The organism is Clostridium sp. JN-1, assembly GCF_003718715.1.
In the GTDB taxonomy this organism is placed as follows: Bacteria; Bacillota; Clostridia; order Clostridiales; family Clostridiaceae; genus Clostridium_AV.
Window position 1 is genome coordinate 147,056 of the sequence record NZ_CP033465.1, and the last position, 16,576, is coordinate 163,631.

15 protein-coding genes are annotated in these 16,576 nt (G+C 29.5%); 13 read left to right on the forward strand and 2 right to left on the reverse strand.

All coding sequences use genetic code 11. The annotated features are described in order from the left end of the window. Positions 1-75: 75 nt before the first annotated feature. Positions 76-1,194, reverse strand: a complete 1,119-nt coding sequence (locus EBB51_RS00720) for a glycosyltransferase family 1 protein (RefSeq protein ID WP_123052688.1) — start codon at positions 1,192-1,194, stop codon at positions 76-78. Between the two features lie 182 nt (positions 1,195-1,376). On the opposite strand from EBB51_RS00720, the gene EBB51_RS00725 reads away from it, so the two are divergent. From EBB51_RS00725 to EBB51_RS00740, 4 genes are read left to right on the forward strand one after another with little or no spacing between them, the layout of a single operon-like run. Next, positions 1,377-2,384: a CotS family spore coat protein gene (locus EBB51_RS00725; protein WP_123052689.1), complete on the forward strand. Its 1,008-nt coding sequence runs from the start codon at positions 1,377-1,379 to the stop codon at positions 2,382-2,384. A gap of 20 nt (positions 2,385-2,404) precedes the next feature. Continuing rightward, positions 2,405-2,611 carry a hypothetical protein gene (locus EBB51_RS00730; RefSeq protein WP_123052690.1) on the forward strand — a complete coding sequence of 69 codons (207 nt, stop codon included), beginning with the start codon at positions 2,405-2,407 and terminating at the stop codon, positions 2,609-2,611. A 23-nt stretch (positions 2,612-2,634) separates the two neighbouring features. Next, positions 2,635-3,396, forward strand: a complete 762-nt coding sequence (locus EBB51_RS00735) for a spore coat protein (RefSeq protein WP_123052691.1) — start codon at positions 2,635-2,637, stop codon at positions 3,394-3,396. Positions 3,397-3,408: 12 nt separating this feature from the next. Further along, entirely contained in the window at positions 3,409-4,425 is a 1,017-nt protein-coding gene (locus EBB51_RS00740) for a CotS family spore coat protein (RefSeq protein WP_123052692.1), read from the forward strand. A 62-nt stretch (positions 4,426-4,487) separates the two neighbouring features. Here EBB51_RS00740 and EBB51_RS00745 read toward each other — a convergent pair whose 3' ends face one another. Further along, the gene (locus EBB51_RS00745) at positions 4,488-5,615 is read right to left on the reverse strand and encodes a glycosyltransferase family 1 protein (RefSeq protein ID WP_123052693.1); all 1,128 of its coding nucleotides are present in this window, start codon (positions 5,613-5,615) and stop codon (positions 4,488-4,490) included. A gap of 115 nt (positions 5,616-5,730) precedes the next feature. Here EBB51_RS00745 and EBB51_RS00750 point away from each other — a divergent pair, with 115 nt between their 5' ends. From EBB51_RS00750 to EBB51_RS00790, 9 genes are all read left to right on the forward strand, one after another. Beyond that, positions 5,731-6,744, forward strand: coding sequence for a CotS family spore coat protein (locus EBB51_RS00750; RefSeq protein WP_123052694.1), 1,014 nt, complete (start codon positions 5,731-5,733; stop codon positions 6,742-6,744). Positions 6,745-6,884: 140 nt separating this feature from the next. Next, on the forward strand, positions 6,885-7,745 hold the full coding sequence (gene yabG / locus EBB51_RS00755; RefSeq protein ID WP_123052695.1) for a sporulation peptidase YabG: 861 nt from the start codon (positions 6,885-6,887) through the stop codon (positions 7,743-7,745). A gap of 196 nt (positions 7,746-7,941) precedes the next feature. Further along, entirely contained in the window at positions 7,942-8,178 is a 237-nt protein-coding gene (locus tag EBB51_RS00760) for a Veg family protein (RefSeq protein ID WP_123052696.1), read from the forward strand. Positions 8,179-8,491: 313 nt separating this feature from the next. Then, the gene (locus EBB51_RS00765; protein ID WP_123052697.1) at positions 8,492-10,048 is read left to right on the forward strand and encodes an SPOCS domain-containing protein; all 1,557 of its coding nucleotides are present in this window, start codon (positions 8,492-8,494) and stop codon (positions 10,046-10,048) included. A gap of 196 nt (positions 10,049-10,244) precedes the next feature. Next, on the forward strand, positions 10,245-11,057 hold the full coding sequence (locus EBB51_RS00770) for a cyanophycinase (protein ID WP_123052698.1): 813 nt from the start codon (positions 10,245-10,247) through the stop codon (positions 11,055-11,057). A 48-nt stretch (positions 11,058-11,105) separates the two neighbouring features. Next, entirely contained in the window at positions 11,106-13,733 is a 2,628-nt protein-coding gene (gene cphA / locus EBB51_RS00775) for a cyanophycin synthetase (protein ID WP_123052699.1), read from the forward strand. 163 nt (positions 13,734-13,896) lie between these two features. Continuing rightward, the gene (gene ispE / locus EBB51_RS00780; RefSeq protein WP_123052700.1) at positions 13,897-14,739 is read left to right on the forward strand and encodes a 4-(cytidine 5'-diphospho)-2-C-methyl-D-erythritol kinase; all 843 of its coding nucleotides are present in this window, start codon (positions 13,897-13,899) and stop codon (positions 14,737-14,739) included. A 121-nt stretch (positions 14,740-14,860) separates the two neighbouring features. After that, positions 14,861-15,055, forward strand: a complete 195-nt coding sequence (locus EBB51_RS00785) for a CLC_0170 family protein (RefSeq protein ID WP_190285296.1) — start codon at positions 14,861-14,863, stop codon at positions 15,053-15,055. A 45-nt stretch (positions 15,056-15,100) separates the two neighbouring features. Continuing rightward, positions 15,101-16,561, forward strand: a complete 1,461-nt coding sequence (locus EBB51_RS00790) for a spore germination protein (RefSeq protein WP_123052702.1) — start codon at positions 15,101-15,103, stop codon at positions 16,559-16,561. Positions 16,562-16,576: the final 15 nt, after the last annotated feature.

Consider the following 16,576-nt stretch of genomic DNA (forward strand, 5'->3'; position numbering starts at 1 on the left):
CATAGGGAATTTTAAATATAAATGATATGGAGTCTTTTGATTGGGATCGATAGCAACCAAGAGACTCTATTCGTGTTATTGACGCAGTATATCTTCATATGCTTTTAAAGTTTTTTCAGCAGTTTTTCCCCATGAAAATTTGGAGGCTTGCTTTACAGCTTTTTTCTTCATTTCCAACAGCAATTTTTCATTACTCAATAATTCTTGAATAGAATTCATAATTGAATCTAAATTAAACGGATCTATGAGAATACCGCCGTCTTCTACTACTTCTGGTATGGATGAAAGGTTGGAAGTTATAACTGCACTTCCACAGCTCATTGCCTCTAATGGCGGCAGACCAAATCCTTCATATGTTGATGGATATACGAATAAATCACATGCATTATAAAACTTTGGCAGCTCATCTTCTGGAACAAAACCTGTAAATTTTATAAGTTCATTCACATTTAAGTCGCAGCATAACTTTTTAAGTAGAGGCAGCTCATCTCCATTTGTTCCAATAATAACTAAATTATATTCCTTATTTAAATTTTTATATATTTTTGAGAATGCTAGTATAAGTGATCTTACATTTTTTCGAGGACTAAATCCTCCTAGATACAGTATGAATGGTTTATCTATATTGTAGTTTTTTGAAATGAAGTCTCTGCATAGTCTATTATCTAAAGGTTTATATTTACTATCAGCAGCTAATGGAATTACAAAAATTTTGTCTTCATTTATTGGAAAAAATTTAAGTATATCCATTTTAGAACATTCGGAAACTGTTATAATACCATCTGCCATTTCTATTATATTAGGCATTTCCTTTAAAAATTTATTTAGATATCCTCTACCTACAGTCTCAGGTAATATATATGGTATTAAGTCGTGTATTGTTACCACTTTCTTACATTCAATATTATTTGAAATATCAATTCCATTTTGAGGTACGTGATAAATATCTATATTTTCTCTTTTTAAATTACTAGGGAAGTAAAAGTTCTCAAAAAATCTATGATGTTTTCTAGACGTCATTATGATTTTTGTATTAGAAGTATTCAGTTTTTCATAGTTTTTACCAGACCAATATATGTGATAATAATTTTCGATATGTTCTTTTACCATATATTCTAAAATCTTGTCAGTATAGGTGCCTATACCAGTACCTCTATACCAATTGATACCTCTTGCATCTATGGCAATCCGCATAATCAATTTACCTCCATATCAAAATAAGCATTAAAGGTTATAAAATAGTGTAAGCTTATAAAACCAGTAACTTTTTAGCTATAATACATATTATTAATGTTCATTATAAAATGTGTCAGTTAGCACATACATATAGAATAATTCATATAATACCTATATAGTGATGTTCTGGAGGAAAAAGGTTGCAATTTAATGATATAAACCAAGTACTTGAGAAAAATTATGATAAGAATGTTACTTCTATAGAAAAAGTTAAAAATGTTTATAAAATATGTTGTGATGATAAAAACTATTGTTTAAAAGTCATAAAATATGATTTTGGGCATTTTATATTTATTTTATCTGCTATAAAGCATCTCCAAAAAAATGGTTTCAAATATATACCTGAAATAATAAAAACTAATAAAAATAAAGACTACGTTTGTATTTCAGGTAGTTATGCATATCTTACTTTGTGGGTAGAATCAAGACATTGTAATTATGAAAATCCAATAGATATGATTGTTGCAGCATCAAAGCTAGCAGAACTTCATGATAAAAGTTTTGAATTTGAAATTACTGATGATATGAATCCTAGAATTGGCTGGTTTAAGTGGATTGAAACTTTTAAAACTAGAAAATCTGAAATATTCGATTTCAGGAGGAGAATACTTGAGAAAGAGAATAAATCACAATTTGATATTATGTACCTTGATATGATTAAGTATCAAGTTAATATTGCAGATAGTTCTGTAGGTAATCTTGCAAAAAGTGATTACATTGAATGCATGAGTCAAGATATAAAAAATAGAGGGTTTTGTCATCATGATTTTGCCAATCATAATATACTTATAAGTTCTAATGGACAAATAAATATAATAGATTTTGATTATTGTATACTTGACAGCTACCTTCACGATGTTGGAAGTTTACTTATAAGAAAAATGAAAGGTGGTAATTGGAGTATAAATAATGCACTTTTTGTGCTTGATGCCTATAATGTTTCAAATAGAATTAAACAAAAACATATACCAATACTAGCTGCTTTTATTGAATTCCCTCAAGATTATTGGCAAATAGGAATTCAATATTATTGGGAGAAACAGCCGTGGAGTGAAGAAACTTTTATAAAAAAACTAAAGAAAATATATGATGATGATGAAAATAAACAAGATTTTGTAAGAAAGTTTAGTTCTATAAAATATAACTGATATTCGTGGAGGTATGATATATGACGAAAAAGAAGCATAATTATAAATATCAGGAAAGTGATTTTAGCAACATAAGTTTAGAAGAATGTGAAAATGAACTAGCTAACTTAAAGAAGAGTGTAAAAATGCTTGAAAAATTTAAAAAGAGAAATAAAGAGATAATGAAACTTAAAAAGAAAAAGGGTGAGATAATAAGAAATATTAATAGTAAAAAGAAATCTAGGTGAAACTCATGGGGGAGGTAAGGGGTATGTTTAAAGATACCACTAGGTCATTTATAGAATACCTCAATTCAAAAGATATTGAATGTGTAGAAGATTTAAAAGTAGATAAAAAGGAATTTGTTGATTTTGACAAAATAAAAAGTCAGGTTTCCTCCATAGCAGAATTTAATTTGAGGACATTAGGTTATGAGGAAGATATGAATAAAAAGCTCAAAAGCAATGTAGGAAGCACATTAGAACAATACAAGATATATACAAAGAAACTTAAAAGGTACTTAAACGAACTAAGGGGAAAACACATGGAAGGCAAATTACAAGAAACAATATATAAGTATGGCATTTCATGCCTTGATAGATCTAATAAATGTATTGATACAATATATCAAAACGACTATTTAGGATTGATAAAAAGAAGCATGGATAGAAAGGAAGTTTGCCTTGGAAACACATATTATAACAATTTAAGTAAAGGAATAGATGAAAAAATCAGGATAATGTCAATAGATAAGTGCTGCTATAATATGGTGGAAACTGATCTAGTTTATTTTTTAAATAGATTAAAAAAATCTAAAGTAGAAATAAATTTTATAAGCTTGATAGATGATTTTTGTAATATGGAATCTTTGGATAAAAGAAGTTTTAAGTTTATATCTGCACTTTTATCTTATCCTTATTATTCTATGAAATATTACAATAAATTTATAACAAAAGTCACTAATCATAACGTAATGGAATTCTTAAATGGACTTACTAAAGTAATGAAAAAGGATAGATATAACCTAGTTTAAAGAGGTGTTATAATGTTAGAAAAGTTTAATACAAGAGAGTATCTAGCAGAATACGATCTGTGCGTAGATTTATTTAAGAAGTTTGATTTAAGTGTAATTGATGTAATTCCAGTTAGAAATGTTTATATGGCATCTACAGATAAGGGAAATAAAATACTTAAAAAAGTTGAATATACAATAGAGGAATTGAAGTTCATAGATGATTTACTAAACTATATAAGGAATAAATTTAATAGGATAATTAATTTTGTAAAAAACAAGGATGGCAAAATTTATACAATATGGAATGGTGACATGTATTGTATCATGGATGTTGTACAAGGTAGGGAATGTAATTTCAGCAATCCCATTGATGTATGTATAGCAGCTAAAGGGCTTGGAGAACTTCATATTGCATCTGAAGGATTTAAAACTAATCTATCTAATAAGTACAATAATGGAAAACTAATAGATAATTTTAAACGAAGAATACAAGAGATGAATTTTTTTAAAAGTATAGCTTTAGCACATGAAAAAAAGAGTGAATTTGATGAAATATTTTTAAAAGATGCAGGCTATTATACAGATCAAATAAGAGATTCTGTAAGCTTATTAGAAGGTTCATATTATTATAAACTATGCAGTGAAGAAGATAAAATTGTAGTATGCCATAATGATTTAGCACATCATAACATATTAATAAATAATGAAGAAGCTTATTTTATAGATTTTGATTATGCCATTATAGATTTAAAGGTGCACGATTTGTGCAATTTTATGAATAAAGTAATAAAGAATTTTTGCTTTGATATAGAAAAAGCCAGCCTTATACTAGAAAATTACTGTACTACTAACTCATTAAATAAAAGAGAATTAGAAGTATTATATGCTATGCTTGCTTTTCCAGAAGATTTTTACTCTATAGCAAAGGATTATTATACAAGACGAAAGGACTGGGAAGAAGAAGTATTCTTGAATAGACTTAAGAAAAAGTCCTCATATAAAGAAGATAGAGAGGAATTTTTAAGGGAATTTAAAAAATTAATTTAAAGTCTTCAATAAAAACCTTTAAGTATTATAAATAAAAATTAATACTTAGAGGTTTTTAAATTTTATAATTTATTTAGCACTTTATTATAGGCTATAAGTGTATTTCTAGCTGTTTTTTGCCATGTTAGTCCAGAAGCTCTAGCTAAGCCCAACGTGATTAATTTATTTTTGAGTTTTTCATCAAGTATGACTTTTAAAATAAGTTCACTTAAAAGCTCTGTATTGTTTGGATCTACAAGTAGAGCACTTCCATTGGCAACCTCAGGGATTGAAGTAGTGTTGGATGCTATTACAGGAATTCCACATGACATGGCTTCAATTGGCGGCAAACCAAATCCTTCATAAAAAGAAGGATATACAAATAATTCAGCTGCATTATATAAGTATGGTAAATGTTCTATTGATATAAATCCAGGAAAAATAACCTTATCGTCAATATTAAGTTTATGAACCCTTTCCTTATATATACTGTAAGAAGGACCGCGTCTGCCGGCTATTACAAGTTTTATGTTCTTTTTATATTTACATGAAAATATATTAAATGCATTAATTAATCCTAATATATTTTTTCTTGGACTAAAACCTCCTACATAAAGTATAAAATCATCATTAATTGAATAGAATTTTTTAATGACATTTTTACTTACCAGTTTATCAATTGGTTTATATATTTCTTCTGCAGCAAGATGAGTAACATATATTTTATCAGCAGGGAAGTTAAGGGTTTTTATAATATCCTGCTTAGAATAATTAGAAACAGTGATTATTCCATCACACTTAGGTAAAATTTGAGGAATTTTTTCTCTAAATATTTTTAAATAATTTTTGCTTACTGTTTCTGGCATTTTGTATGGTATGATATCATGAAGAGTTATAACAAAATTACAATTTTTATCTTCGGGTAATCCTATACCATTCTGAGGAACGTGGTATAGTTCTATGTCTTTATTTTTTAATATATTTGGGATATTAACTTCATCCCAAAAGTTATTCTTATTATCGTCAATAATATCATTAACACAAAAGTTGCTTTTTAAAGGTATATTGTAAGTACAATTTTTAGGTATAAATAGTAAGTATTTATTAATGCTATCAATTTTATTTAAGCAGTTGATTAATTGATAAGTGTAAGTACCTATCCCTGTACCTCTATATAATTTTGCTGCTCTACTGTCAATACCAATTTTCATAAAACTATTCCTTTCAAATTTGTGTTACATTTCATTATATTAAATAATATTTCAAAATGTTAATATTCTTCTAAAGTACATTGACATTTCATATAAATATATAGGGGTGATTAACATGATGAGAGAGTTTGAAATAGAAAGACAATTTGGAGTTAAAATTGAAAGTATAAGGCCTAACAAAGGAGTATATCTCTTAAAAACGAATGTAGGAACTAAATGTTTAAAAAAAATAAATTATGGGGTTCAAAAACTTTTATTCGTATATGGCGCCAAAGAACATTTGATAAATAATGGATTCCCAAGAGTTGATAAGTACTCACTGAATGTAGAGGGAAAGCCATTTGCACTTGTAAATGAGGATATATACACTCTTTCTGAATGGATAGATGGAAGAGAGTGTGATTTTAAAAATAAAGATGACTTAGTAAAGGCAGCTAAATGTTTGGCTAACATGCACATAGCATCCAAGGGGTATGAACCACCGGAAAATAGCAAGTTAAAAACTGATTTAGGAAGATGGCCGGGTCTTATGGAAAAGAGAATAAAAGCTCTTGATAAAATGAGGGATATGGGCAGAAGGAAAAATAATAAAGGAAGTTTTGACTTAAACTATATACAGAATGTAGAATTTTACAAACAATTAGGTAGAAGAGCAGTGGCAGTATTAAATGATTCAAAGTACGCCGACTTATGTGAATTTGCTGAAAAGGAAAAATCTTTTTGCCATCACGATTTTACTTATCATAATATAATAATTGATAAAAACGATGAAGTAAATGTTATAGACTTTGATTATTGCAAAAGAGAACTTAGGTCATATGATATATCTGCTTTCATGATGAAAGTTCTTAAGAGAACAGATTGGAATATAAAATGTGCTAAACTCATACTTGACTCTTATAATAGTGTAAGTCAGCTTGAGGAAGAGGAATATAGGATATTATTTGCGTTTTTGCTATTTCCACAGCGCTTTTGGAGACTTGCAAATAGATATTACTATAATGAAGTTAATTGGGCTGTTAATACCTTTAATAATAAAATGGAGGAGTTAATTTCTGAAAAAGAAAAGTATACCAAGTTTATTGAACAGTTTAAGGACATGTATAATCAAAAAGAGGAAATTATGTGATATAAAAGCGGACATATGGTAAATACGTGTTATACAAGTATTTACCATATGTTTATTTTATATTACCTTTAAAAGCACTATTTTATATGCGATATCATACTATATAATGAGTTTATATTAATGTGGAGAGGGTAATAAATATGAAAATAGGAGATATAGTTGTAAGAAAATCTTATGGTGAAGATATTACTTTTAAAATTATCAACATTATACACTCTAAGAATACTACTATATGCACTTTGAAGGGAATGAACTTGAGAATAATTGCAGATTCTCCAGAAGAAGATTTAAAAATTGTTCCACAAGACTCATTAACAAAGTATGAACGATTATTTAATAGAAAGGTAAATAGTTCAATTAAAAATATTTTAATGACCAGAGATAATGTAAACAAAAGCTTTAGAATGTCTAGAGAATCTGATAAAAAGGATCTTGCATTTGGAAGACCTGGAAGAATACTTCATGTAGATGGAGATCCTGATTATTTAGATGTATGCTTAAAGGTTTATAAACAATTGATGCTTGAAGTAGTAGGTCAAACTGTAAAGGAAGAAGAACAAGCTAAAGTTGTTTTAGATTTAGTAAAGAAGTTCAGACCTGATATAGTTGTAATTACGGGGCATGATTCAATTACAAAAGGAACAACGGATTATATGAATATAAATAACTATAAAAATTCAAAGTTCTTTGTTGAAACTGTGACACAGCTTAGAAATTATGAAGCAAACTATGATGATTTAGTTATATTTGCAGGAGCATGTCAATCATGTTACGAAGCTATATTAGATGCAGGTGCAAATTTTGCAAGTTCTCCAAGTAGGGTGTTAATTCATTGTCTAGATCCAGTGTTTTTATGTGAAAAGATAGCGTATACAAATATAAGCAAAGTTGTGTCAATACAGGAAGCGTTAGAGAACACTATAACAGGTACAAAAGGAATTGGTGGATTGCAGACTAGGGGAAAATATAGAGAAGGTTTTCCAAAATCATCTTATGTGTAAATACTTTAAATAAACTGTATATATAAGAAAGTATAAGGGAATAATACTTCTTGTGGTATTAATCCGAATATTTTAAGCTATTTACAAAAAATTAACATTGACAAAACAATTTGTTAACTGTAAAATATAATGTTTAGTTGACATTATATATATTAGGATATATAATATAGATTGTGGAAAGAGGGTGTTTAAATATATGCAAAGAGGAAATGTATTGGCCACAATAAGAAAAGATATTGAAGGTCATGTTGGCGATAAGGTAACCTTAAAAGCAAATGGTGGTAGGAGAAAGGTATTTATCAATAGTGGAGTAATTGAAAAAGCTTATCCTAGTATATTTGTAATTAGGTTGGAAAATGACACCCAAAGGAAAGTCACTTATAGTTATTCTGATGTTTTAACAAAGACAGTACAACTGGTATTTTCAGCATAAAGCTGGTACTTATTAGTACCAATTTTTTATTCTAAAATAAAAGAAAGATGGTAGCATCCATCTTTCAACTATGGTATAAAAAGGGTATTGAGAATTTATGAGAGGTTATATGGTCAACAACCACTTTTATGATATGTCAAAGTTCAGCAAATGTCAATATCAATAAGCAGCACAATGTAAAATTATTAAAAAAAGTTCATAAATAGTATCTTCAATTAAATAGTCTTACGAGTAACTTTTTTATCATATTTATTTATGAAAACATATATAAATAAGTAGTAGGTCTTTAATTGAAGGGAGATGTAATGTATTTATGGATATGGTCAAGGAAAACATAGAATGTGAGCAGCTGTTGGGTGAAAACTTTTGTGATACAGTAGTTAAATCCGAATATGTAATACCCGATACTAATCCTGATGTAGATGAAATTTTAATGTTAAATTCCAATCCGCGTATTATAAATACTGAAGTTATGAAGGATAAAGTCTTTGTAGAAGGACAAGTAGATTATACAATATTATATTTGGCAAAAGAAGATGAAGGTTCAGGAATATATGGAGTAACATATCCAGGTAAATTTTCTAATTATATAGAGCTTCCAGAAGTAGAACATAAAATGCACTGTGATTCAAGCTGTTATATAGAACATATGAAGTGCATGATAGTAAATGAGAGAAAAGTGTCTATTGAAGGAATTATAAAATTGAAGGCAGAAGTTTATAAAAACTATGAATTTGAAGTAATAAAAGATGTTACTGGCTCAGAAGATGTTCAAATGTTAAAGAATCCGGGAGCTGTAGATAAGATTATGGGAAATGTATCCGGAGATCTTATAGCTAAATGCAGCATTAAAGTACCAATGGAAAATCTTCAAATAGGAAGTATACTTGAAAACAATATAGAACTGCGTAAAAAAGAAGTAAAGCTAATTGAAAATAAGATTTCTATAAGTGCTTATGCAGCAATATGTGTATTATATAGAGGCAAAGATACAAAGGATATAGTTTATATGAAAGAAGAAGTCCCGATTTCGAAAGAACTTGATTTAGATGGTGTAAATCCATCTATGGAAAGTTATACTGATTTTAAAATTGATGCAGTTGAATATAATGTAAAGGAAGATGATCTTGGTGAAGATAGAGTAATAGATGTAGAGGCTTTGATAAAAGCTGATACAAAAGTTATGGCTAAACAGGAACTAGATATAATCCAAGATGCATATTCACCTACAACACTTTTAGAAATGACTAAAAAGGATTATCAGCTAAATGTTATGCATGGGCAAGCTACTTATCAGGATATAATAAAAGAAGATATAGAATTAGACGATAGTTTACCTAAAGTATCAAAGATAATTATGTGTTCTGGTGATGTGTCTGTTGCTGATAAAAAACTAGTAGAGGATAAAGTCATAGTTGATGGAGTGCTAAATGTTGGAATATTATATAAGACTATGGATGAAGAAAAGGGATTTTATACTATAAATGAGGAAATACCATTTAGCTGTGGAGTAGAGATACCTGAATGCAAAATTGATATGCAGTGTATAGCAAAGGTTTCCTTGGAGAATATAGAAGCTTCTATAGAACTTGATAGAATAAGTGTAAAAGCAGTAGTTGAAGTGTATGCTAGAGTTAATTATTTAACCCATAGAGAGTTTTTAGTTGACATAGTTCCAGTAGAAGAAGAAATTCCAAAGAAAAAGGCAAGCTTGACAATATATGTTGTTGAACATGGTGATACTCTTTGGAAAATAGCAAAAAAATACTATACTACTGTAGAAGCATTAGTTAAATTAAATGATATAGAAGATCCTGATGTAATAAAGGTTGGAGACAAACTCATAATTCCAGGAAGGGCAATTATATAAAATAGTGCCATTAAAAAATCCAATACTTTGAAATTAAAAATTGTTAGAGTTTTATTTAGTTACATTTATACTAAATAAAACTCTATTTTTTTTGTAATCATTACCTCCTGCGTATGCAGCGCAAATTGTACTGGCATGTATAATAATTAAAAGTATGGTAAAAATAAAAAATATCTATATGAAAGGGTGTTGAGCTTTGGAAGAAAAAACTGAAGGCAATTTAATAATAATTGGCGGGGCTGAAGATAAACATGGAAGTAAAACTATACTTAAAGAAGTATGCAATAAAATAGATAAAGGGAAAGATATACTTGTAGTAGCAACAGTAGCTTCAGAGCTTCCAGAGGAATTGGGAGATGAATATAAACAAATATTCCAGGCTCTAAATGTTAAGAATGTTCAAATATTAAATATCAAGGATAGGGAGGATGCTTATGATATAAATAATATAAAGATCATAGAAGATGCTTCACTTGTCTTTTTTACAGGAGGAGATCAGCTTAGAATAACTAGCTTGATAGGAGGAACCCCTTTATATAAGGTTATACAGAGAATATATAATGAAGGATGTATTTTTGTTGGAACTTCTGCAGGAGCATCTGTTATGAGTGATACTATGATAGTAACGGGACCTGACGAGGAATCACCTAGAAAGTGTACTTTAAAAATGGCACCGGGATTAGGTCTTATTAAAGGAGTTATTATAGACCAACATTTTGCTCAAAGAGGAAGAATAGGAAGACTCATGGTAGGTATTGCTGAAAATCCAGAAAGCTTAGGTATTGGTATAGATGAGGATACAGCTATAGTAGTAGATAACAAGGGAGAATTTAGAGTTATAGGATCAGGGGCCGTGTATGTAATAGATGGAAGCAATATAGAACACACTAATGTATCTGAACAGTATCCAGACGATATACTGTCTATTTTCAATGTCAAACTGCATATACTTAAAAATGGTGATTTTTATAATTTAAACTTAAAAAAATGTTATAGCAGTTTAGGCTGATAGAAGTAAAATATATAGTTAACTAAGAGGAGGAAAACACATATAAAAATGAAAATTGAAGGTTTTAGGGTTTATAGCGGGAGGAATATATATTCACATAGGAAGTGTGTAAAATTATATGTGGATTTGGAAGGATACAGCAATATTCCTACTAAGGATATAGATAACTTTAACAATAGGCTATTACAGATAATACCAAAGCTTAAAGAGCATAGATGCGGTATAGATGAAGAAGGTGGTTTCGAAAAAAGATTAATAGAAGGAACATACCTTGCGCATGTATGTGAACATATAATACTTGCAATTCAAAATATGTTGGGAATTGATGTTTCATATGGAAAAGCACGCGAAATAGAAAATGACAAATACTATATTATATTTGAATATATATATAAAAATACTGCTCTAGAATCTGCTGGGGCTGCAGTAAAACTTATAAATTCATTGATAAACAAAGATTATTTTAATATTGAAATGTATAGAAAAATGCTAATGGATACGTTAAAAGAAGAAGAGTTAGGACCAAGTACATTAGCTATAGTAAATGAAGCTAAAGCAAGAGGAATACCTGCTATGAGATTAGGAGAAAGCTGCAGCGTGTTTCAATTGGGATACGGCAAGTACAGTAGAACAATAGAAGCAACGATTACTGATAATACAAAAGCGGCGGCTGTAGATATTGCTTGTGATAAAGCTTTGACCAAGGAAATTCTATATAATCAATGTCTGCCTGCTGCAAGAGGCAGTATAGTTAGAAATCCTTTAGAATTACTATTTAAGGCAGATAAAATAGGATATCCTGTAGTCTTGAAACCAAGACATGGTAATCAAGGTAAGGGCGTTTATGTAAATATAAAAAATGAAAAGGAACTTGTAAGGATATACACTGCATTAAGTAAGAAGTTTGATGAAATAATAATAGAGGAAAATATAGTTGGAAGAGATTATAGAGTATGTGTTGTAGATGGAAAAGTAGCAGCTGTATCTGAAAAAGTATTACCTTATGTTATAGGTGATGGTGTAAGTACTGTAAGACAGCTCATTGAGAAATTAAATCAAGATAAGATGAGGGGAGAAGGACATGAGAAACCTCTTACAAAGATAAAAATTGATAGTGAGCTCAAAGCTTGTATAGCAAGGGGTGGATACGAGTTAGATGATGTACTTAAGGATAAACAAAAGCTTATCTTAAGAGAAAGTGCAAATTTATCAACTGGTGGTAAGGCAATTGATTGTACAGATGATATATCTAAGGAAAATATTGAAGTATGCGAAAGAGCAGCCAAAGCAATTGGACTCGATGTATGTGGTATAGATGTACGCTGTAAGGATATAAAAAAGTCTTTAAAAGAAGATGGAGCTATAATAGAAGTGAATGCAGTACCAGGAATTAGAATGCATCACTATCCAAGTGAAGGTAAGAGTAGAAATGTGGCAGGTGCTATAGTTGATATGATGTTTAAAGATATTCCTAGAAGTATACCTATAGTTTCTGTTACTGGTACCAATGGAAAGACTACTACAACGAGATTAATAGGTCATGTCTTAAAATTAAAAAAGCACCATGTTGGAATGACAACTACTGGGGGAGTATATATAAATGATGAATGTATAGATAAAGGAGATACTACAGGCTATGATAGTGCAATAACTGTACTTACAAATAAAGAAGTTGATGCAGCAGTGCTTGAAACTGCTAGAGGTGGTATAATAAGGCGAGGTCTTGCATATGATTTAGCTGATGTTGGTGTTATAACTAACATTACAGAGGATCACTTAGGAATAGGTGGTATAAATACTATGGAAGATTTGGCTTCTGTAAAGTCCCTTGTGGGAGAAGCAGTAAAAGATGATGGATATGTAGTAATAAATGCAGACGATAAAGTAAGCTTAAGTATAATAAAGAACATGAAAAGTAATATAATTATGTTTTCAATGCATAAGGATAACCGCGCACTCAGAGAAAATATAAACTGCGGAGGGTATGGAGTATATTTACATGATGAAATTATATATGTAGAAAAAAATAATAGTATAATTCCAATAATAAATATTAATGATATAAAGATTACTTTAGGCGGCAAATTAGCTTATAATATAGAAAATTCTATGGCTGCATGTGCAGCTCTCATAGCTTTGAATGTAGACTATGCTGCTATAAAATTAGGGCTTATGACGTTTGGATGTGATAAGAACTTCAATCCTGGAAGATTTAATGTTTATAATGTAAATGGGGCTCGAGTTGTTCTAGATTATGGTCATAATATAGAAGCGTATAAGGCCGTACTTAAGGGAGTAAATAATATTGAACATAAAAGGTTAGTTGGAATAATAGGAGTTCCAGGTGACAGAACAGATGAAAGTGTTGAGAAAATAGGAAAAATATCAGGACAAAGTTTTGACTATATATATATAAAAGAAGATAAGGATAGAAGAGGAAGAAAAGAAGGAGAAATAGCTGACATATTGAAAAAAGGAGTAATTAGTTCTGGATTCAATAAAGAAAAAGCAGAAGTAATTTTAGATGAGAGATATGCTTTAGAAAAGGCCATAGACAATTCAGAAGAAGGGGATTTGATTATAATATTCTTTGAAAAATTAGAACCTCTTATGGGGATTATAAGAGATAAAGTTAAAGATACTAAATTAAAACTGAAATCTAAAGCTATAGTTTAAAACATTAGGTTAATTAAAGCTATATTATGAAATAACTTAATTTCACAATATAGCTTTAATTTTAATATTGTATTATAATACTTAAGTTGGTTAATGTAAATTTTACTCATTGAACAACATTAGTTAATTATTTAATTATATTTGTTAAACTTGGAGGATGAAAATGGTAATAAGAGCGTTTGCTAAGATAAATTTATCTCTAGATATAGTTGGAGAAAGGGAAGATGGATATCATCTTTTGAAAACTATAATGCAAAGAATTGAATTATATGATTTAATAGATGTAAATAAAGCTGATGAGGGAATAAATTTAACTTGTAATAAACCGTATTTACCAACTGATAGTAGAAATTTAGCATATAAGGCTGCAGATATTTTTTTAAAAACATATAATATAAATTCTGGGGTAAGTATAAATATTGCAAAATTTATACCAGTATCGGCAGGACTTGCGGGAGGCAGTACCGATGCAGCAGCAGTACTTCTAGCACTTAGAAGGCTTTATAAACCTAATATAAAGGATAATGAGCTCGCCAAATTAGGATTAAATATTGGGGCAGATATACCTTATTGCCTAATTGGTGGAACTGCATTATGTGAAGGTATAGGAGAAAAGGTGAGAAAACTTAAAAGCTTTAAAGGTAAAATATTAGTGATAATAAAACCACCATTTGGTATTTCTACAGGAGAAGTTTATAAAAGTTTTAATATAGATAAGGTGGAAAAACACCCTAATACGGATTTAATGCTGAAGTGTATAGAAAGAGATGATATAGTGACTCTTTCTAAAAATATGCAAAATGTACTTGAGAATGTTACTTTAAATAAACATATTATAATAAAGAATATAAAGCAGCAGATGATTAAAGATGGTGCATTAGGAAGCCTTATGAGCGGAAGCGGTCCTACTGTATTTGGATTCTTTGATGATATGTTTAAAGCACAATTGTGCTATGATAAAATGAAGAAAAGATATGAAGAAACTTTTATAACAAGAACAATATAAAAGTATATAATAGTTTGAGCTTTTGAAGAAATTCAAAAGCTCTTTTTATATTGGACTTTAGTGAATAAATAAATTTATTAATGTAAAAAATAAGTTGAGAACATATGCGAGGAGTTAGATTATGAGGATATTAGGTTTATTTGATAAGTATTTTTTGATACTCATGCTTATACAGGGAAGTGTACTTAGTTCAATAGATTATGCAAAATTTAAAAAGTTAAATAAAAATAAGCTAGCAATGAAATCAAGGCTTATTGGAATAGTTGTTATATTAATATCTATAATACTTTATTTAATAACTAAGTTTCTCTATTAGTACAGTTTTTTATAAATATGCTATTAAATTAGGAAGTGATAATTGTTGAAAGAAAATATTAGGGATGAAATTTCAGTAAAAGTTGATAAAAATCAGGATTATGTAAAAGAAATATTTGAGGGAAACTCTGACATGGTTTTTAGGCAATTTTACATAGGAAAGTTTAAAGCTGCCTTAACTTATATAGATGGTATGAGCGATAAGATTCTTTTAGATGATTATATACTAGAAAATTTAATGCTTGCAGTAAACGAAGTTAGAGATATTAAAGATATAAAGGATACTTTACTTACTGTATCTGATTTAAAAGAAGTTAAAAAGTTGAGTGAAGGAATCAATGCAGTACTTTCTGGTGACACGTTAATGATGATAGATGGTTTGGATATATGCTATGTTATATCCACACGTGCTTGGCCTAGTAGAAGTGTAGGAGAGCCATCTGGTGAAACTACAATAAGAGGTGGAAGAGATGGATTCACTGAAACTATAAGGTTTAATACAGCCTTGATAAGAAGAAGAATAAAAGATACAAGGCTCAAATTAACTTCAAGGAGTATGGGAACAAGATCTAAAACTGATGTAGTTATAGCTTATATAGACGATATTGTGAATAAAAATATCCTAAAAGAGTTAAATGATAGATTGGATAAAGTAAGTATAGATGCTATTTTAGACAGTGGGTATATAGAGCAGTTTATAGAGGAGAATGAATGGTCTGTATTTCCGCAAATACAAAGTACAGAAAGACCAGATGTAGTAGCTGCAGCCTTATATGAAGGAAGAATTGCCATATTAGTTGATAACTCCCCTTTTGTACTCATAGTTCCAACAACCTTTGCTAATATGTTTCAATCACCAGATGATTATTATCAAAGGTGGGTTTATGGTTCTATGAGCAGGATTATAAGGTTTCTTTCCATATTTGTATCACTGCTTTTACCTTCTCTGTATGTAGCAGTTACTTCATTTCATACTTCCATAATTCCTACAAAATTAGCTTACTTTATCGCTTCGACTAGAGAGGGAGTACCTTTCCCTGCTTTTATTGAAGCAATAATTATGGAAATAAGTCTTGCGTTCTTATTAGAGGGTGTAGCTAGATTACCAAAAGCAGTAGGTGCAACCGTAGGAATAGTAGGAGGACTTATAATAGGGCAAGCAGCAGTAAGTGCTAATATAGTTAGTCCAGTAATGATAATTATAGTATCTATTACAGCACTAACAAGTTTCACTACTCCAAATTACGGCATGAGTTCCGCATTTAGAATTTTAAGGCTTTTTCTCATAATAACTGCTGCAATAGCAGGACTTTATGGAATAATAATAGGTTTAATATTTATATTAATTCATCTTGTAAGACTTAAAAGTTTTGGTGTACCTTATCTTTCTCCTGTAGTTAAGCCGAATTCTAATGACTTTAAAGACTTGCTTGTGAAAATATCAATAAAACATTTTAAAAGAAGACCAAATTATATGAGAACCCAAGACAAGATAAGACAGAAATAGAGGTGTAAATTGCGT